This is a genomic window from Streptomyces sp. NPDC051963 (genome assembly GCF_044593495.1).
Lineage (GTDB): Bacteria > Actinomycetota > Actinomycetes > Streptomycetales > Streptomycetaceae > Streptomyces.
Map to the genome: position 1 here is coordinate 66,992 of NZ_JBIUCC010000013.1, position 19,226 is coordinate 86,217.

The 19,226-nt window shown below is 72.4% G+C and carries 13 protein-coding genes; 9 read left to right on the forward strand and 4 right to left on the reverse strand.

Annotated features, from left to right (window positions below):
• Positions 1–120 precede the first annotated feature (120 nt).
• Positions 121–726 carry an HD domain-containing protein gene (locus tag ACIHFB_RS41530; protein ID WP_365284732.1) on the reverse strand — a complete coding sequence of 202 codons (606 nt, stop codon included), beginning with the start codon at positions 724–726 and terminating at the stop codon, positions 121–123.
• A gap of 224 nt (positions 727–950) precedes the next feature.
• Between ACIHFB_RS41530 and ACIHFB_RS41535 the strand changes: the two genes are divergently transcribed.
• A complete protein-coding gene (locus ACIHFB_RS41535) occupies positions 951–2,012 on the forward strand; it encodes an aminotransferase class I/II-fold pyridoxal phosphate-dependent enzyme (protein ID WP_365284730.1) in 1,062 nt (353 codons plus the stop codon).
• A 218-nt stretch (positions 2,013–2,230) separates the two neighbouring features.
• On the opposite strand, the gene ACIHFB_RS41540 is transcribed toward ACIHFB_RS41535, so the two are convergent.
• Genes ACIHFB_RS41540 through ACIHFB_RS41550 form a run of 3 tightly spaced genes read right to left on the reverse strand, consistent with a single transcriptional unit; the run spans position 2,231 to position 6,323 of the window.
• Positions 2,231–3,745 (reverse strand): FAD/NAD(P)-binding protein, encoded by a 1,515-nt coding sequence (locus ACIHFB_RS41540; RefSeq protein WP_400129590.1) that lies wholly within the window; start codon positions 3,743–3,745, stop codon positions 2,231–2,233.
• A complete protein-coding gene (locus ACIHFB_RS41545; RefSeq protein WP_400129591.1) occupies positions 3,736–5,118 on the reverse strand; it encodes an acyl-CoA reductase in 1,383 nt (460 codons plus the stop codon). Before ACIHFB_RS41545 ends, ACIHFB_RS41540 begins: the two co-directional genes overlap by 10 nt.
• The gene (locus tag ACIHFB_RS41550; protein ID WP_400129592.1) at positions 5,115–6,323 is read right to left on the reverse strand and encodes an acyl-protein synthase; all 1,209 of its coding nucleotides are present in this window, start codon (positions 6,321–6,323) and stop codon (positions 5,115–5,117) included. The genes ACIHFB_RS41545 and ACIHFB_RS41550 overlap by 4 nt, the downstream gene beginning before the upstream one ends.
• A gap of 479 nt (positions 6,324–6,802) precedes the next feature.
• Here ACIHFB_RS41550 and ACIHFB_RS41555 point away from each other — a divergent pair, with 479 nt between their 5' ends.
• From ACIHFB_RS41555 to ACIHFB_RS41590, 8 genes are all read left to right on the forward strand, one after another.
• Positions 6,803–10,132, forward strand: a complete 3,330-nt coding sequence (locus ACIHFB_RS41555) for an AAA family ATPase (RefSeq protein ID WP_400129593.1) — start codon at positions 6,803–6,805, stop codon at positions 10,130–10,132.
• Positions 10,129–10,347 (forward strand): MbtH family NRPS accessory protein, encoded by a 219-nt coding sequence (locus ACIHFB_RS41560; RefSeq protein ID WP_365284720.1) that lies wholly within the window; start codon positions 10,129–10,131, stop codon positions 10,345–10,347. Before ACIHFB_RS41555 ends, ACIHFB_RS41560 begins: the two co-directional genes overlap by 4 nt.
• A 58-nt stretch (positions 10,348–10,405) precedes the next feature.
• Positions 10,406–13,726: an amino acid adenylation domain-containing protein gene (locus ACIHFB_RS41565; protein ID WP_400129594.1), complete on the forward strand. Its 3,321-nt coding sequence runs from the start codon at positions 10,406–10,408 to the stop codon at positions 13,724–13,726.
• A gap of 32 nt (positions 13,727–13,758) precedes the next feature.
• Positions 13,759–14,760: a TauD/TfdA family dioxygenase gene (locus tag ACIHFB_RS41570; RefSeq protein WP_400129595.1), complete on the forward strand. Its 1,002-nt coding sequence runs from the start codon at positions 13,759–13,761 to the stop codon at positions 14,758–14,760.
• The gene (locus ACIHFB_RS41575; protein WP_365284714.1) at positions 14,757–15,770 is read left to right on the forward strand and encodes a TauD/TfdA family dioxygenase; all 1,014 of its coding nucleotides are present in this window, start codon (positions 14,757–14,759) and stop codon (positions 15,768–15,770) included. The genes ACIHFB_RS41570 and ACIHFB_RS41575 overlap by 4 nt, the downstream gene beginning before the upstream one ends.
• A 35-nt stretch (positions 15,771–15,805) precedes the next feature.
• Entirely contained in the window at positions 15,806–16,747 is a 942-nt protein-coding gene (locus tag ACIHFB_RS41580; RefSeq protein ID WP_365284712.1) for a GNAT family N-acetyltransferase, read from the forward strand.
• Between the two features lie 47 nt (positions 16,748–16,794).
• A complete protein-coding gene (locus tag ACIHFB_RS41585) occupies positions 16,795–17,823 on the forward strand; it encodes a fatty acid desaturase family protein (protein WP_400129596.1) in 1,029 nt (342 codons plus the stop codon).
• 78 nt (positions 17,824–17,901) lie between these two features.
• Entirely contained in the window at positions 17,902–19,197 is a 1,296-nt protein-coding gene (locus ACIHFB_RS41590; protein WP_365284707.1) for a diaminopimelate decarboxylase, read from the forward strand.
• Positions 19,198–19,226: the final 29 nt, after the last annotated feature.

Sequence of the window (19,226 nt, forward strand, 5' to 3'; positions counted from 1 at the left end):
CGCCCGGGTCTGCACCCCACCCGGATCCCCTGTACCGCACCGGGTTCCTGTGCCACCATGGCCGGTCCGCGACCCGTGGACGGGCCTGTCAGGGGCGGCCCTCGGACACCCCTTCGTCGGTCAACGGCCGGTTCGGTCCAGCTGGTTGGTGAGGATCCGGGTGGCGATGCCGTGGTGCAGGGCGGCCGCCGGGGAGCTGTGCGGTTTGCGTTCGGCCTGTTCGCGGAAGCAGGCGAGGAACTCCTCCGCGATGCCGGCACGGGGGTGACGGGCCAGGACCTCCGCCTTGAACGCGGCGGAGAAGTCGCCCGTGTGACGCCCGGAGATGTCGAGGCTCGTGGCACGTTCGAGGAGATGGCCCTCGGGGTCCTGCGCCGCGTCGATGTCGTCGAGCATATGGCTGACGACGACGTCCGCCAGCCGCTCGCGGCGGGCGGCGGGCCAGCCGGCGCCGGCGGCGAACACCCGGGCCACATGGCCGCTTGCGTGGTCGAAGCCGAGCGTCCGGTTGTCGAACTCCGGTACCAGGGCGATGTCGTGGAACATGGCACCCACGTAGAGGAGTTCCGGGTCGAAGGGGATGTCCTGCTCGGCGCCGTGGACGGCCGCCCAGATGTACGAGCGGACGCAGTGGTTCAGCAGGGCGGGCGAGCAGTAGGCGCGGGCCACGTCGAGGGCGGCCGTGCAGACGGGGGTGTCGGGGAGTTCCAGGTCGGCCAGTGTCATGGCCCGCAGTATCACCTCGGGCGGCCCGGTCGGCGGTGCGTCTGAGGCCGGACTCCAGCGCCCTGCGAGACCTCCCGTGCGGTGCGGGGCCGGTGGCCGAGGGGTGTGCCGGTCACACGAGTGGGTTTCGAGCTGCGCGTGGAACGCTGCGGGTGCGCCGCGGCCGGCCCCGTGAGGGGTGTGCCCGCCGCCGGTGTGTCCAGTTCTCGGCTCAGGAGGACCACTTGACCACGCTCACGTTCGCCGAGGCGTCCCGGCACTCGGGCGGGGATCTGCGCTATCTCCCGGCCGGGCACGGTGAGGTGCTGGATCTGAGCACGTGCGTGACCCGCTCCGGTCCCTCGCCGCTGGCGGTCGCGGCGGCCGCCGCCTTCGATCCGTCGTCCCTGACCGTCCATCCGTACGGCGCGGACGACCGTTTCCGTAGCGCGTACGCCGCGTATCTGGGAGTCGACGCACGGCAGTTGGCGGTGACGCGGGGTATCAGTGAGCCGCTGTCCGTCCTTGCGTCGATGCTTCCGGCGCGGCGGTCCGCGGCGCTGACTCCGGACTACACGGGCACCATTCGCCGCTGGGCGCTGCATCTGCCGCCGTCACCGCACGAGCGCGACTCCGTGGTGTCGCGGATACGGCGCCTGGACGAGGCGATGCGCCGCTTCGCCTTCGTGATCCTGTCGAATCCGAACAATCCCCTCGGGCTGACCGTCCCCCGGGACGAGCTCGCGGAGCTGCTGACCCGGCATCCGCACTGCACGCTGGTGGTCGACGAGGCGTACGTCGACTATGTGGGCGACCGGCGGGAGTCGGCGATGACGCTGCCGCACCGGAACCTGGTCGTGCTCGCCTCGCCGGGCAAGCCGCTGGGGATCGCCGGTACGCGCACCGGGGTGCTGTGGACGCGGGACGACGTGCTGCGCGAGCGCGTCAGCCATCGGCTGCCGGAGTGGCCGCTGTCGGCGTACGACGCCCATGTCGTGTGCGCCGCCTTGCAGGACAGGGCCTGGATCGGCTCGGCGCTCGCCGGTGCCCGGGAGGATGCCCGCCGTCTGGAGGCGGTTCTGGTGCGCTTCTTCGGGGACGCGGTCGTCACGGACGTCCCGGTGCACTACCGGTTCCTGTACGACGACCGGCCCGAGCGCCTGCACGCGCATCTCCTCGCCGACGGAATCGCGACCCGACTCCTCGTCGACGACGAGCCGGGACGGGTCCAAGGGCTGCGGATCCTGGCCCCCGCCCGGCGTGAACTGGCCTGCCTGGAGGCCTCGCTGAAGGCGTTCCTCCGCTGATACGGCGGCCCCGCACGGCGCGATGACGGGGCGCCGCACATCCGGCGCCGGGTCGGTCGGTCAGGCGCTCGGGGCGTAGGGGCGGTGTGTTTTCGCGGGGCGGGGAGGCGGGGGGCCGGTCAGTAGACGCGCGACCGTGCGCTCGACGGGCTGCGGGTGCCGGCTTCCGCACGGGGCGATGGCCGGGGTTGCCGCACATCCGGCGCCGGGTCGGTCGGTCAGGCGCTCGGGGCGTAGGGGCGGCGCGTGACCGTGGGCCGGGGAGCCGACGATTCGGCCAGTAGCCGAGCGACCGTGTGCTCGACTCGGCGGGTGATCACGTGGAGGCTGCTGGAGGCGAAGTAGCATTCGCCGAAGGCGAGTTGGCCGAAGGCGTAGAGGTGACGTGTCACCTCCCCGGAGGGTGCGATCAGCTCGTTCGTGTCCGGGGCGATCCGCAGACCGCCCAAGGGGTCTGCCACGGCCAGCCGGTTCGTCAGGAGTGAGGCCACCGCCGCGGCGACGCGATCCGGGGTGGGGACGGTGTGGGGCCGGATGGTGTTCACGACGTGGTCGGCGGTCTGCCGCGAGGTACGGGTGTGGATCACGAAGCCCGGCCCGTCGCGCCGCGGGGTGATGTCCTGGATGCCGGCCTCGACGCTCAACCGGCCACGGGCGATGAGGGAGTCGAGGGTGCCGGCCGAGGGCAGCGGCAGGGGTGCGCACGCGGACAGGAGCACCGTGTGCCATCTGCGCAGGACCCGGCGGGTCACGGTGTCGACGTGGTCCCAGACGCCCTCTCCTTCGAGCACCGCCATGACGATCTCGTTCCGCAGGGCGTGCCAGGCATCGCCCCGCCGGGCCGCGCCGAGCTGCCGTGCGAGCCGGTCGTGCGCGTGCTCGTGGGGATCGAATTCCTGGTGGAGAAGGCTTGCCGGGAGGGAATGGGCGGCCATTTCCCGGACCACCAGGTCGTAAATGTCACGCAGTCTCAGCCTGCCGTGCCGCGTGATGGTCTCCTGCACCGCTCGCGGCCAGTCCAGGACGAGTCGGGATTTCGTGCCGTGATTGCGGACGCCGGGCAGGAGCCCGCTGCGTGAGTACATGCGCAGTGGGCCTCGATGGCCCCGAATCGCCAATTCGAGTACGGCGTCCACGGCGCTGAGTCCGGTTCCCAGGACGGCAACCGTCGCATCGGGCGGAATACGCTGCGACATGGGCCGCAACGGATAGGGATCGGCCGTGAAATCCGCGTGACCTGAAAGGCCGTACACGTCCGTCGGCGACGAGCTTCCGGTGCACAGGAACACGGCGTCGAAGCTGTGGCGGGCCCCGGTCGCGGTGCGGACACCGAAGCGCCCGCCCGCGCGGTCCAGCGACATCACCTGGTCGGTGACGAGCCCCGCGTGCACCCCACGGTCCGGCCCGCACGACAGCGCGGCTCGCAAGGCGCTTTCGAGGTAGCGGCCGAAGGTCTCCCGCGGCAGGAAGGCATCGGGGTCCACGGCCGGTCCCGCACGGCGGGCGAGCCAGTCGAGGAAGTGGTCCGGTTCGTCGGGCCGGAGGGTGATCCCGCCCGCGGGCTGGTTGAGACCGGCCGTACGGCTGCCCGGCGCGAATGCCCGCCCGGGCCCGGGTCTTTCGTCCATCTCGAACATCGTGACCCTCAACCGGCCCGGCCCGCGGTGATGCCGTACGAGGGAGTCGAGGACGCTCGTGCCGGTGGCGCCGCCGCCCACGATGGCTATCCGCACTGCTCGCCCTCCCCGGTCGGCCACGGTGCGGTGAGCAAGGAGACGCGGCGGCTGTAGCGCTGGAGGGCGAGGACACCGTCGTGGGGCTCACCGGGGTAGGTGTTCAGCATCTCGCCGATGGGGGTGATGCGCAGGGCGCCGGCGCGGAAGAAGGCGTCGGCTAGTTCCTCCGCGGCGCCGGGGGCGCAACCGAGTCCCACGGTCTGAAGGTAGCGGCGCATCGGATGCAGCGTGGAGACGATGTTCTCGCGCGGCAGGGGCTTGACCCAGAGGGTGCCGTACAGCGGGGAGGCGGTCGGGGCCGGGCGGATGTCGGCCAGGACGTGCCAACGGCCGTCCGGAGCGCTGGTGATACGGGTCAGATCGAGATGCTGCTCCAGGGTGGCGACGGTCACCACATTGGTGATCTCCGCCTGTTCGGCCGTGGAGGGGGTGCGGACCGCGATGCCCGGGGCGACCGTGTCCAAGGCCCGTGCCATGGCATCGGCGACGGCGAACACCCGCTCCGGGTCCGCCGTGTCGACGTAGAGGATCTGCGGGCTGGTGCAGGTGCGCTGGGCGTTGTGCAGGGTGTCCCGGGCCAGTCTGCGCAGCAGGTCCGGGACGGGCGGCTCGGTGCGGTCGAGGTAGGCGACAGAGATCTTCGGGCCCCAGTCGATGATGCGGCAGCCGGCCGGCGCGTGCCGGGTCACGCCCGCGACGGCCTCTTCGGTGCCCCATACGGCGATGGCGTCCGCGGGCCGGCAGAGCCGGGTGAGCCAGCCGGTCTCACGGGAGGAGAAACGCAGGGCCACCGTGCGTTCGCGGATCCGGCCGGTGGGGTCGGCGTCACCGAGCAGGGAGAGGGCCAGCTGTGTGAACAGGCCGTCGGCGCCCCCGGTCTTGACCAGGTTGGTGTTGCCGGCGAGCAGCCCTTCGACGGTGCTGAGGAAGCCGGCGACGGCCACATTGGACGGCGCGATGTGCACCAGGGTGCCGACGGGGAGCCAGCGTTCCCGGGCCCGGCCGGCTCCGGGGACGTGGTGCTCTCCTGTGCGGGGGGTGTCGGGCAGCTCCGCGTCGAGCTGCGCGCTCAGCCGGCCGGTGTCGAGCGCCGCCGCCACCGCGGCGAGCTGGTCGGTGGCGTCCTCGGCAGGCAGGGCGGAACCGAGCGGGTCGGTCAACTCGCCGTGCAGCCGGGCGTATTCAGGTGTGGACGCATCGCCGAGGCGGGCCCCCAGGCGGCCGCAGGCGGCGATGACGACGTGCGGGTCCAGTGGCCGCGCGGCCGGCGGCAGGGACCCGGTGAGGGTGGCGAGCCGGCGTTCCGCCTCGGCCTCGTCGATCCAGACGCCCTGCCAGTAGTAGGGCGTGGTCCGCCGGACGCTCTTCACCTCGACTCCAGGAGCTCGGCCGCCGCGACGGCACAGTTGCGGTTGCGGCGCACACCGGCCCGGCCGTGGACCTCGAACCACGGGGTGGCGAGCGAGCAGTCGCCGGGCGGGTGCAGGGTCCCGAGGTCGGCCATCAGGATGCTGTGCGAGGGCAGGGCCGTGGGAAAGGGGGTGAGGAACTGAAGGTAGCCGGGGCTGCCGTGGGGCAGCGGGGCGAGTGTGGCGACGTCGCGCACCACGCAGCGGGACCAGACGGGCACATGGAAGTGGTGGGCGGCGCATTCGACGTAGAACAAGGGGTGTTCGACCGAGCCGTACACATCGCGCTGGCGCTCGGCGGGGATGCCCAGGCGGTCCTCGACGGCGGCCCGCAGTTCGGCTCTGCCGATGGCCCGGTCGGCGTGGCCCTTCCAGCCGCCGCCGGTCAGCACGAGGGAGCCTTCGGCCAGTTCCAGCCGGGGCACGCCCATGGTCTGAAGGCGCTCGAGGGTGGCGTGCAGAAACGCGGGGAAGCCCACGATGCGGGTGGGCCCGCCGCCGGCGGCGTACGCGAGGAGGGTGTCGACGGCGCCCATGGGATCGAACTCGTGGCCGTCGCCGGTGTTGCGCAGGGCGTGCACCGCGTCGGCGACCGGAGCGAAGTCGCAGAGTTCGCTGAGGCCGCGGGCGGCGCCGACGGTCAGCCGGGGGTCGGGTTCGTAGCCGTAGACCAGGTAGTTGGCGGGCCGGTGCACGTCCAGCAGGCCGAGTGCCTTCATCGTCCAGGCGTCCATGCGCTCGGCGGAGCGCAGCGTCCAGGTGTCGAAGCCGATCTCGGTACGTTCGCCGCCGGTGCCCGAGGAGGTGTACCGCATGGCGACGTCCTGCTCCGGGATCGAGCCGAGCCGATGCCTCTTGAGCAGATTCACATGGACGAAGGGAAGGCCCGGCAGATCGTCGAGGTGACCGGGCAGCACGGCCCCGCCGGCGTCCCACAGCCGGCGGTAGAAGTCCGAGCGGCGGATGTGCCAGCCGATGGTCTCCCGCAGCGCGGCCACGAACAAGGCGTCCGCCTCGGCGTCCGAGCGGTAGGCGTCGGACACTTCGCACAGCTGCTGCACATGGGGCAGTTCGACGGGGTCCGGCACGGTCAGCGGCGCGAAGTATCCGGCCAGAGCGGGCAGTTGGACGGCCAGCTCGGCGTCGTCGGCCAGCGGGGTCGTCATGTGATCCCCCTTCGCTTCCGGGTGGGGTGAAGGTGGTGAACCGGACGGGCCTCGGGTGTCGGCGGCGGCCGGTCGCGGAGCGCACGACCGAGAGTGGCACACGGAAACGGAGGGCCGGTGGGCGCTGCACGGGCTCTTGAGCGGGGGTCGAGGGAGAGTACGGGCGGGGCGCCTGATCGGGAGGGCCGCCGAGCCGCGCCGCCTGCGCCCGGAGGGTCGGTGGCGGGCACTCGGTCGACGGTCCAGTTCACCCTGAGATCCGCTTGAGATCTCCGCCGTCGCGTCGGGGCGGGGGTTACTGTCCAGAAATCAACCTCGTCCCGGAACATCACCGAGTTCCGCACGGCGCCCGTCATTTCTCTTGCCGCGCCCTTATTCGAGTGGCCCTTCTCCGAACGCCGTGGCCCATCCACTGAGCACATGTGCCTCGCAGTTCCGCACCCTGAACGGCCCTGACAAATGCCAACTGGAAATGGCCGATGCAGCACGAGACCGATGATTCACCGATTCCGGTCCGCACCGCCGAGGAGATTCTCGAACAGGCGCTTTTCGCGGGTGACGCGCCGCCCGCGATGAGTGTCGTGGAGATCGCCGCCGAACGGTGGTCGGGAAAGACCGCCCTGCTCGAAGACCTCACCAGGAAAACCGCCGCCCGGGGCTGGAGCGTGGCGTCGGCGGCTGCCCAACCGGGCGGTCCCGTCATGCCGTTCGGCCTCTTCGTGAACGCGCTCGAGGACCTCGTCGAGCATCTCGACACCGACCGTGTCGAGGGCCGCGGTGTCGACCATGTCGCGCGGCTCACCGCCCTGTTCCCCTCCCTGGCCGCGGCGGCGCCGGGCGCCGTCACCGCCGGTGCCGAGCCGTTCCAGCTGTTCCGTGCGATGCGGGCGCTGCTGCGGACGCTGGCCGGTGACGGCGGTCTGGTGCTCGCCCTCGACGATGTGCAGTGGGCCGACGAGGCTTCGCTTCAGCTGCTCGGCCATCTGCTGGAACACCCCGTCGACGCCCCGTTCCTGCTCGTCCTCGCCCATCGCGGCCGGCCCGCGGACCGCACCCTGACCGGGCTGCTCGCCCGGTGCGCCGACCGGGGCGGCCTGCTGCGGGTCCGGCCCGCGCGGCTCACCGAGGAGGAGGCGATCTCGCTGCTGCCGGCCGAACTGAGCCGGGTGCAGTGCGAGACGCTCCTGCACGAGTCGGGGCGCAGCCCCGGGCTGCTGCGCGCCTTCGCCCGCCTCGGGCAGGTGCCGGGGGCGGCGGGATGGGCCCAGCCACTGCCCGCGGGCCTGCTCGCCAAGGCCCTCGGGGAGTTCCGCGCGCTGTCCGCCGAGGCCTGGCAGGTGGTACGGGCGGCCGCGGTACTGAGCGAACCCTTCGACCCCGATGACCTCAAGGAGATCGCCCGGCTGGACGGCACCGTCCTGTGGTGCGCGCTGGACGAACTGGTCCACGAGGAGCTGCTGCGCCCCGGCGAACTCCCCTGGCAATGGCGATTCTGCAACCCGCTGCTACGGGTGGCCGCGTACCAGTCCGCAGGCCCGGGCTGGCTGCTCGGCGCCCATGCCGCGGCCGCGGAGCAGCTGTCGAAGCGGCTGGAGGAGTCGGCGGAGGAGGTATGGGGGGCGGGGCCGATGGGGGCTGGGCTTTCGGAGGCGGGCCGTTCGGAGGCGGGGCCTTCGGGGGCGGGGCCTTCGGGGGCGGTGGAGCGCTTCCCGGGGGCGGGGCCTATGGGGGCTGAGCTTTCGGGGGTGGAGCTTTCGGAGGCGGGGCTTTCGGAGGCGGAACCTTCGGGCGCCGTGGAACTCTCCCCGGCGGCGGAGCATTCGGGGGCGGCGACGCTATCGGGGGCGGGGCCTTGGGGGACGGTGGATCTCACCCCGGCGGCAGGGCCTTCGGGGACAGCGGGGTTCACCCCGGCAGCGGGGCATTCGGGGACGACTGAGCCCTCCCCGGCAGCGGACTTTTCCCGGGCGGCAAAGCTCACCCAGGCGGCGCAGCCTTCGAGGGCGGCGAAGCCCTCCCCCGCAGCGCAACCTTCGGGGACGACCAAGCTCACCCCGGCAACGGACCCTTCGGGGACGACGAAGCCCACCCTGGCAGCGCAGCCTTCGCGGGCGCCGAAGCTCACCCCGGCAGCGGGGCATTCGGGGGCGGCTGAGCCGGCACCGGGCGCGGAGTCGATACCGGGCGCGGAGTCGATACCGGGCGCGGAATCGGCACCGCGCGCGGAATCGGCACCGCGCGCGGAATCGGCACCGCGCGCGGAATCGGCACCGCGCGCGGAATCGGCACCGCGCGCGGAATCGGCGTGGGACGGTGCGGCGGACGGCGGCTTGTCTGGTTCCGGTGTGGCCGGGCTCGGTGTTCGCTCGGTCGTGGGTGGCTCGGAGTCGTACACCGTGCTGTCCGGGACCGGGGTCGTGGGCCGTGTCACGGGGGCCGGGCCGCGGTATGAGCACACCGATCTGGCGCGGCACTTGGAGCGCAGTGCCGCGATCAGGGATCAGAGCAGTGCTCGGGTGCTGCTCGATGCCGCTGCACGTCAGCTGTGGGTCGACCCCGCGCAGGCCGTTTCGTGGATACGGACGGCGACGTCGTTCCGGGGCACTGGGGCGATGGCGCCACGTGAACGGCTGTTGCTGGGGCAGGCGTTGCTGCTCGCCGGCTGTCCGGCCGAGTCGCTTGCGGTGCTCGGCCCGCTGTGCGACGCGTCGGACGGCGAGCTGCGGGCCCAGGCGGTGTACCGGCATGCCCAGGCGCATCGGTTGCTCGGCCGTCCCGACCGGGCGGAGGCGGAGATCGCCGACGCGCTGGAGGAATGGGGGACGGACGCGTCCGGGCCGGCGGACCTGCTGCGCCATGCCCGGCTCGAACAGGACCTGTGGGCCGGCCGCACCCCGCGGACCGCGGACGGCGCCGCGCCCCCGGTGCCCGCCGCGGCGCCCCGCGCACTGCGCGGGCGGCTGCTCGCCCAGGCGGCCGCGGCCGCCGCCCGCTCCGCGAGGACGGCGGACGCCGAGCGAAGGGCCGGTGCCGCCCGGCAGTTGCTGCGGTCCGCACCGGACGCCGAACTCGCCGAGGAGCTGGAGGGCCTGTACTGGCTGGGCACCGCCGAGTCGGTGCTCGGCCGGCCGGCAGCGGCCTGCGCGTTGTACGAGCGCGGGCTGCGGATCGCTGAGTCCCGCCGACTGGCCGGCCAGATACCGCTGTTCGCCCTGGCGCTGGGGGCGCTTCAGATGAACCTGGGGGACCTGGCGGGCGCGGCCCGGCACGCCGCCTGCGCCGAGGCCGGGGCCGCGGCGGTCGGCAGCGAGGACCTGCTGTCGAAGGCCCTGCGGCTCAAGGAGCAGACGGTCGGCGCGGCGGCCGGCGGCACCGTCCCGAGTGGCCCGCCCGGTGTGCCGGGCCGGGACCCCGAGGAGCCCGCGAGGAGTCTGGACGAGCTGAGCCGGCGGGAGTCGGAGGTCGCCGTGCTGGTCAGCGCGGGGCGCACGAACCAGCAGATAGCCCGGGTGCTCGAACTCAGCCACAAGACCGTCGAGACGTATCTCGGCCGGATATTCCAGAAGCTTCACGTCCAGTCCCGGGCCGAAGTGGCGGCGATGGTCGGCCGTTCCGACCGGCTCGCCGTCGCCGTGGGCAGTTGGACCGTTCAAGCCGGGGTGTCAGGGTCCCGGCCCGGCGTGGTCGGTAGAACTCCCGACACCACAGACGCGGCCGGATGGGCCAGGTTGGGAGCCGTTCGGACACGCGCGCCGCTGGCACCTGCCGCCCTGCCGCACCAGTACACCGGATCACGGAGGAACGCATGACCGAGGCCACCGACGACGTCACCACCTACGCGGTGGTCGTCAACGACGAGGAGCAGTACTCCATCTGGCGCGCCGCCGCCCAGCTGCCGCCGGGCTGGCGCGCCGAGGGCACCACCGGTGACCGCGAGACCTGCCTGGCCCATATCGACCGGGTGTGGACGGACATGCGCCCGTTGAGTCTGCGCCGCGCGATGGCACGGACGAACTCCGCCTGAGCGCTCCGCCGGAAGCCCCGCGCCCCTCACGGGCCCCTCGAAGAAATCTGGAGGACTCATGCAGACCCAGCAGCCGCAAGGTGCCCGGCTCTCCGTCGAACAGCGCAGGCTCCTGGACCAGTTGCTGGACGCGGACGGCGTCGGCCGCGACGAGGGGCGAGTGACGCCCCGTACCGGCGACCGCTCGAGTGCGCCCCTGTCGTTCGGCCAGGAGCGCCTGTACTTCGTGGACAGGCTTCAGCCGGGTTCACCCATGTATGTGGGCTCGGGCGCGCTGCGGCTGCGCGGCGAACTCGATGTGGAGCTGCTGCGGCGCTGCGTCGCGATGCTGGTGGACCGTCATGAGGTACTGCGTACCGGCCTCGTCGAGGAGAACGACGGCGTCGTGCAGCACATCCGGGTCCCGGGCAGCGTCCCGGTCGAGGTGCCCGTGGTGCGCACCTCCCGCGCCTCGGTGCCGCAGCGGGTCCGGGAGGCGGCCTCCGTGGGCTTCGATCTGGCCACCCCGCCGCTGCTGCGCGCCGTGCTCCTCGAAATGGACGATGCCGCGTCGCCGGAGTGGGTGCTGGTCCTGTCGGTGCACCACATCGCGGTGGACGGCTGGTCGCTGAGCCTGCTCATGGGTGAACTCGCCACGCTGTACGGGCAGCTCGCCGCGGACGGCGAGGCGGCTCTGCCGGAACTCCCGTTGAGCTACGCGGACTTCTCGGCCTGGCAGCGCGAGCACCTGGAACAGTCGACGCTCTCCGACCAACTCGCGTACTGGCGTCGGCAGTTGACGGACCTCCCGACGACCGAGGTCCCCACCGACCGACCGCGTCCCGCGGAGCGCAGCTACGCGGGCGACACGGTGCCCCTGACGGTGTCACGGCCGGCTGCCGAAGCGCTGCGCGCGCTGACCGACAGTTCCCAGTCGACGCTGTTCATGGCCCTGTCGTCGGCCTGGGCCACGGTCCTCGGCCGCTGGTCCGGACAGCACGACGTGGTGGTCGGCACCCCGGTGGCCGGACGCCGGCGGGCCGAGCTCGAAGGCATCGTCGGCTTCTTCGTGAACACGCTGCCGCTGCGCATCCGGGCCGAGGACGACGACTCCTTCCGTACGCTGCTGCACCGCACCCGAGACGTCTGCAACGAGGCCTACGCGCACCAGGACGTGCCCTTCGAGCGGATCGTGGCCGAACTCCAGACGGCCCGTGACACCTCGGGACAGACCGCGATCGCCCGGCACTGGCTGGCATGGCACAACACGCCCGCCCCGGACTTCGCCCTGCCGGGCCTGGAGTGCGAGGTGCTGCCCGCCCTGATCGGGACCGTACGGTGCGACCTGTCGGTGCAGCTGGCGCCGGACGGCGACGGGGGCCTGACCGGACGGCTGGAGTTCTCCACGGAGCTGTTCGACCGACGGACCGTGCAGGCACTCGCCACCGCCTTCGAGACACTGCTCGCCGCGGCCGCGGCCGCACCCGACACGGCGCTGCGCGATCTGCCGGTCCTCGGCGAGCAGGACCGGCAGCACATCGTCGGCGAGTTGTCCGGGATCCGCGCGGACGCGCTGAGCGGGCCTTCGGTGCCCGAGTGGTTCGAGGCCCGGGTCGACGCCGCCCCGACGGCCTTGGCGGTGCTCGACGACGGGACCGGCGAGCAGGTCGGTTACCGCGAACTCGACGAGCGGGCCAACCGGATCGCGCATCTGCTGGCCGGGCGGGGCATCGGCGCCGAGGACGTGGTGGGCGTGTGCCTGCCGCGCGGCGCGGAACTGGCCGCCGCCGCGCTCGGCGTGCTCAAGGCCGGCGCGGTGCTGCTGCCGCTGGACCCCGGCTATCCCCCGGCCCGGCTGGCGCAGCTCACCGAGGAGGGCGCGCCCCGCCTGGTGCTGTCCACGGCCCCTTACACGGCGCTGGTGTCCGGACCCGAGACGGTCGAGGTGACGGGCGAGGAGACCGCCGCACTGCCCGGGTCGCGCCCGGCCCCGGCCGCTCCCGCCGATGAGAGCGGCGCCTATCTGCTGTTCACATCCGGCACCACGGGCCGCCCCAAGGGCGTGCTCAACACCCGGGCGGGGCTGGTGAACCGGCTGCTCGGCATGGAGCGCGACTTCCGGCCCGGACCGGGCGACCGGGTGCTTCAGAAGGCGCCGCTCGGCTTCGATGTGGCGATGTGGGAGCTGCTGCTGCCGCTGGTCACCGGCGCCACGGTGGTCGCCGCCAAGGACGGCGGGCACCGGGACCTGGAGTATCTGCGCGAGCTGATCGACCGGGCCGAGGTGACCGTGTGCCACTTCGTGCCGTCCCTGTTGCAGGTCTTCGCCGACGCCCCGCCCGGTGCGCACCCCTCGCTGCGCCTGCTGCTCAGCGGTGGTGAGGAGCTGTCGGCCCCGCTGGCCGAGCGGATCCTGGACCGCTTCGGGCACGCCGAGCTGGTCAACCAGTACGGCCCCGCCGAGGCGGTCATCGATGTGACGTCCGGGAAGGTCACCGGGCCCTCGCACGGCCGGGTGCCGATCGGCCGGCCGGTGCCCGGCGCCGAGGTGTACGTCCTCGACGACGCGCTGCGGCCGCAACCGGTCGGCGTGACGGGCGAGTTGTACATCGGCGGGGTCCAGCTGGCCCGCGGCTACCTGAGCAGTCCGAGGCTCACCGCCGAGCGGTTCGTGCCGCATCCGTTCGCGTCCGGCCGCCGGCTGTACGCCACCGGGGACCGGGCCCGGATGCGCGCGGACGGCTCACTGGAGTTCCTGGGCCGCGCGGACGAGCAGGTCAAGATCCGCGGCAACCGGGTGGAGCCGGCCGAGACCGCCGCCGTGCTGCGCGGCCATCCGGCGGTCACCGGCAGCGTGGTCACCGTCCACGCCGGCACGGACGGGCCGCAACTGCTCGGCTATGTCACCTCGGACGCGCCGGACCACGCGGAACTGACGGCGCGGCTGCGGGAGTTCCTTGCGGAGCGGCTGCCCGCCGTCATGGTCCCGGCGCAGCTGTTCGTGCTCGACCGCTGGCCGACCGGGGCACACGGCAAGGTCGATCTGGCCGCGCTGCCGGGCCCGGACGAGGCACCCGGCACGTCCGAGGCGGAGTTCGAGGCGCCCGTGACCGAGGTGCAGATCCGCCTGGCCGACCTGTGCGCGGAGCTCCTCGAGGTGCCGCGCATGGGGCTGCGGGACTCGTTCTTCGAACTGGGCGGGCATTCGCTGCTCGCGATCCGGGCGATCTCCCGGATTCGCAAGGAGTTCGGGGTGGGGTTGCAGATCGGCCAGTTCTTCAAGACGCCGAGCCTGGCGGGCCTCGCGGCGTCGGTCGAGGAGAAGGTCGCCGCGAAGGAGCTCCAGCCCGCCGGACAGAGCCCGATCCCGCGGATCGACCGCAGCCAGTACCGCCGCTGAGAGCGGCTGACCAACCTGAGGGGAGAGTTGCCGTGACCGATTCGCTGCGGACTCCGGTCCGCGTCGCGCAGGAGTGGGCAGGCCGTTCACTGCCGGCGCTCATCGAGGCCGGGGAGGCCGGGGAGAGTCTGCCCGACTGGATCAGGGACCACCAAGAGGACGTCGACACGCTGGCCCGGACGGCCGGTGCGGTGCTCTTCCGCGGTTTCGAGGTGTCCGGGGCGGAGGACTTCCGGGCCGTGATGGACGCCCTGTCGGGCCAGGTCCTCGCCTACGGCGAGCGCTCGTCGCCGCGCAGCCGGGTCTCCGACGGTGTGTACACGTCCACCGAGTACCCCGCGGACCAGCCGATCCTGCTGCACAACGAGCAGTCGTACACGTCGAAGTGGCCCATGCGCATCGTGTTCTTCTGCGAGCGCGCCGCCCTGCGCGGCGGCCGTACCCCGCTGGCCGACTCCCGCCGGATCCTGGCCCGTCTGAGCCCCGCCACGCTGGAGCGGTTCGAGCGCCTGGGGGTGCGCTATGTGCGCAACTATCTGCCGGGCATCAGCCTGTCGTGGCAGGAGGCCTTCCAGACCGATGTGCGGGCGGAGGTCGACGCGTACTGCGCGGCCGCGGACATCACCGCCGAGTGGGTGGACGAGGACCATCTGCGGACCCGGCAGGTCCGGCCGGCGGTGCGCCGTCATCCGGTCACCGGGGAGCGGACCTGGTTCAACCACGCGCTGTTCTTCCACATCACCTCGCTGCCCGACGAGGTCAGCGCCGGTCTGCGGGAGGCGCTGGACGAGCAGGACCTGCCGTACAACACCTACTACGGCGACGGTTCCCCGATCGAGGACGCCACGCTCGCCGAGCTGAGGGCCGCGTTCGAGGCGGAGACCACCGGCTTCGACTGGCGTCCGGGCGACGTACTGGCCGTGGAGAACATGCTCGTCGCCCACGCCCGTGAGCCCTTCGAGGGGCCCCGCCGCATCCTCACGGCCATGGCGGACCCCATTTCGGCCGCCGACTCCCCCGAGGTCGCCCTATGACTGCCCGTACCGCCCCGCACGCGCCCGCGTCCGCCACCGGTCCGGTGCGCGCCCGGCCGCTGGACGACGAGCCGTTCCTCCTCGCGATCGAGGCGACCGAGCCCTCGGTGCCCCTCGACGGCTGGGTCTCCGGCCGCCGCGCGCAGCTGCGCGACGATCTCGACCGGTACGGGGCGCTGCTGCTGCGCGGCTTCGACGTACCGGGCCCCGAGGAGTTCGGGCGGGCCGCCCGTGCCTTCTCCCCCGAGCTGCTCGGCTATCTGGAGCGGGCGGCGACCCGCACCGAGGTCGCCGACAAGGTGTTCACCTCGACCGAGCTCAGCGCGGACCAGTGGATCCCCTTCCACCACGAGATGAGCTACTCGCACAACTGGCCGAGCACGCTCTACTTCTACGGCGATCTGCCCTCCCCCGTCGGCGGGGCCACCCCGGTGGCCAGCGAGCGGACGGTGCTGCCGCGGATCCCGGCCGAGGTGCGGGAGCGGTTCGAGCGGCACGGGGTGCGCTATGTGCGCAACTACGGGCCGGACATCGACCAGCCCTGGCAGGAGGTCTTCCAGACCACCGACCGGGCCGAGGTCGAGGCGTACTGCCGTCAGTCGGGCACCGAGTTCGCGTGGACGGGCGAGGACGGGCTGCGCACCACCGCGGTGCGGCAGGCGCTGTCGCGGCATCCGCGGACCGGGGAGCCGGTGTGGTTCAACCACGCGCATCTGTTCCACCTGTCCAATGTGCCGGCCGAGGTGGCGGAGATCCTCGTCGAGGAGTACGGCATCGAGGGCCTGCCGCGCAATGCGTACTACGGCGACGGTGCGCCCATCGAGGACGAGGTGGCCGAGCTGATCCGCTCCCTGTACCGGGAAGCCGCGGTCTCCTTCGACTGGCAGCGCGCGGACGTCCTGATCGTGGACAACTTCCTGGCCACACACGCCCGCGAGCCCTTCGCCGGCGACCGCCGCATTCTCGTCGCCATGTCCGACCTGCACACCGATGGGCCCCTGGGTTCCTGATCAGCCCCGCCACCCGACGTTCGACTGGAGTAAGCATGCTGTTGCGCCCCACCACCGATGCCGACCTTGCGGACATCACCGCGTTCCGCGTCGACGAACCGGTCAGCTGGATCTCGGCCGACCGCTACCGCGAGGAACTGGCCGCGGGCATGTACCGGCCCGAGTGGAGCTGGGTCGCGCAGGACGGCGGGCGGATCGTGGCACGGGCGCTGTGGTGGGGACAGACCGGCAGTGCGCATCCGGCGGCCCTGGACTGTCTGCACGTGGACAGCTCCGTCGGCGACCGCACGGGCCTCGCAACGGATCTGCTGCGGGCGGGCCATGACGCCTTCACCGCGCAGGGCGCGCCCCGGCTCCCGCAGTACATCCTGACGTTGTCCCATGGCTGGCGTGCCGATGCGGCGGTCGCCCGGGCGGTGTCCTGGCGTACCGAGGCGGCACTGGCGGCGGGGCTCACCGAGCAGGTGGAGCGGCTGCGCCTGGAGTGGACGCCCGAGTGCCCGCTGCCGGCCGCGCCCACCCGGCTCACCTTCCACGAGGGGACCGACGAGGAGTTCCTGGAGGTCTTCGCCCGGGTGGGGGTGGGTTCGCTGGACGCCGAGACCCGCCGCAACGTCGCCGCGAAGGGGGCCCGGGCCACCGCCCAGCACGAGCTGGACTTCTATCGGGACTGCCCCGGCAAGCGCGAGTGGTGGCGGATCGCCCGCGGCGACGACGGCGCCGTCGCCGGGTTCGCCATTCCGTCCGCGACGCCCTACGACCCCAACGTCGGCTACCTGGGCGTCGTTCCGGAACTGCGCGGCCGTGGCCTGGTCGACGAGTTGCTCGCCGAGATCACCCGCTCGCACGCCGACCGCGGCGCGCAGCGCATCACGGCCACCACCGACATGGGCAACGCGCCGATGGCGGCCGCGTTCGAGCGGGCCGGCTACCGCAGCACGCAGGTCCGGATGAACTTCTCGCCGCCCTCCGACTGACCCGCGTACCCGTCCGGGGCCGACCGGGCCACCCACTGGAGTCCACCATGCCGTACACGCTTGCCCGCCCACTGCCGCCCGACGACAGCCGTCCGACGCCCGCCGCACCCGCGGATCGCGGCTACGCGCGCGGCTACCGGGCGCCTTCCGCCGTGCGTCCCGTGCTGCGGGACGCGCACCGGACGCGGCTCGTCACCACGGTGCTGACCGCCGGTGCGGACCACGCGAGCATTCCGCTGGCGGCCCTGGCCGCCGCCTGGCCCGGCTGGTGGTCGGGGCCCGGCCGCGCGCTCGCCGGTGTGCTGTTCGTGGTGTTCGGCGCCGTCCTGACGGGCCGGCAGCTCAGGGCTCTGGAGTGCCTGGTCCACGAGGCCAGTCACTTCAACTGGAGCCGCAGCCACCGGCGGGCCAACGACCTCTTCGCGGCCGTGCTCGCCGGGGTGCCGACGGGGCAGCGCATAGCCCGCTACCGGGCGGAGCACCTGCTGCACCACAGTCGGCTGGGCAGCGAGGAGGACCCGGATCTACGCCGCTACGCCGAGCTCGACATCGCGGGGCTCGACCGGTCCGGGCCGCTCGCCTACGGACGTACGCTCCTTGCCCGTCGCGCCGCCTACCAGCGGAGCTGGTACCGGACGACCGCCACCGACCCGGCCGGGCTGCTTCTGCCCGTGCTGTGGGCGCTGCTGACGGTGGCCGCGCCCGCGGCCTGGCAGTGGGGGGCCGGGCCCGCGCTGGTGGCGTGCTCGGTGTGGCTGACGGGTCATCTGCTGGTGCTGCCCGTGCTGCGGTTCATCGGCGAGACCAGCGAGCACAGCTACCACGACGCGGTCACGGTCTTCGACTCCACCGTCACCAACCTGGGTGTCCTCCAGCGCTGGTTGATCCATCCGCACAGCGACGGCTATCACACGGTCCACCATCTGTGGCCGGGCACCCCGCACCATCGGCTGCGGCGGCTGCACGAGCAGCTGAGCACCGCGGACCCCGAGGGCTATGCCCGCCGCCTGCGGGTGCGCCGCCGCGTCCTGGACGAGCCCTCGCCCCACCGGCCGGCCACGGGGAACGCCCCGTGACCGTCACCGCTTCCCGATCGTCCTGTCCATACCTGTAGTGCCCGGCCGAGTTCGCCGAGACCAAGGAGTGAGCCCAAGATGAGCAACGCCGCAGTGGAGCAGTTGAAGTTCCTCAGCGAGGACGACGTACGCACGGTGGCCGAGCAGTTCGGAACGCCCGTCTTCGTGTACGACGAGGCCACCATCGAGCAGTCCTCGCGGACCATGTCCACGCTGCCGAACGCCCATGGTCTGACCGTCCGTTACTCCCTCAAGGCCTGCCCCAGCCAGGCCATCATCCGGCTCTTCGCCCGGCAGGGCTTCTCCTTCGACGCCAGCTCGGTGTGGGAGGCGCGCCGTGCGGTCATCGCGGGTGTCGACCCGTCGAAGATCTCGATGACGGCGCAGGAGGCGGTCTTCGACGCGAACCTGCGCGAACTGATCGACGCGGGGCTGCAGTTCGACGCGGGCTCGCTGCACCAGCTCGAGGAGTACGGCCGCAACTACCCGGGCGGCGAGGTCGCCATCCGTATCAACCCCGGCTTCGGTTCGGGCCTGGTGGGGCGCCTCAACAGTGGTGGCCCCCAGTCGAGTTTCGGCATCTGGCACGAGCAGCTGCCCGAGGTCAAGCGGATCCTGGAGGAGCACGGGCTGCGTCTGGTCCGGCTCCAGTCGCACATCGGCTCCGGCCATCACTGGGACATCCTCGTCGACGCGGTTCGCAAGCTGCTGTCCTTCGCGCGTGACCTCCAGGACGTGCACACACTGGACCTGGGCGGCGGCTACCGGGTGTCGGCGCTGCTCAGCGACCCGGTCTACGACCACACCGAGTGGGCCCGGGTCGTCACCGAGGAGCTGACCTCGTTCGCCGAGGAGACCGGCCGCCGACTGCACACCGAGGTCGAGCCGGGCACGTATCTCACCGCGCTCGCCGGGGCGTTGGTGACGAAGGTCATCGACAAGGCCGACACCGGGGCGGACGGCAACTCCTTCCTCAAGATCAACAGCGGTCTGACGGAGATCGCCCGTCCCTCCTACTACGGTGTCCAGCACCCCATCGTGTCGGTGCCGGCCACCGGCGGACCGCTCGCCGCTGACGACGTCGAGGAGCACAACGTCGTGGGCCACTGCTGCATCGCCGGCGATGTCCTGACCGCCAGCTACAAGCCGGTCGAGCAGCTTGCGCCGGTGACGCTGGGGCGTACGGAGATCGGTGACTACCTCGTCATCGAGCGGGCCGGCAGCTACTGCTCCAGCATGTCGATGAAGAACTTCAACTCCTACCCCGAGGCGGCGGAGGTGCTGCGCCGCGCCGACGGCAGCTTCGACCTCATCCGGGCCCGCCAGACGATCGAGCAGGTCGTGGTCAACGAGCGGATCCCCGCGGGGCTGTGAGCTGAGACGACCTGGGCGACATCGGCTCG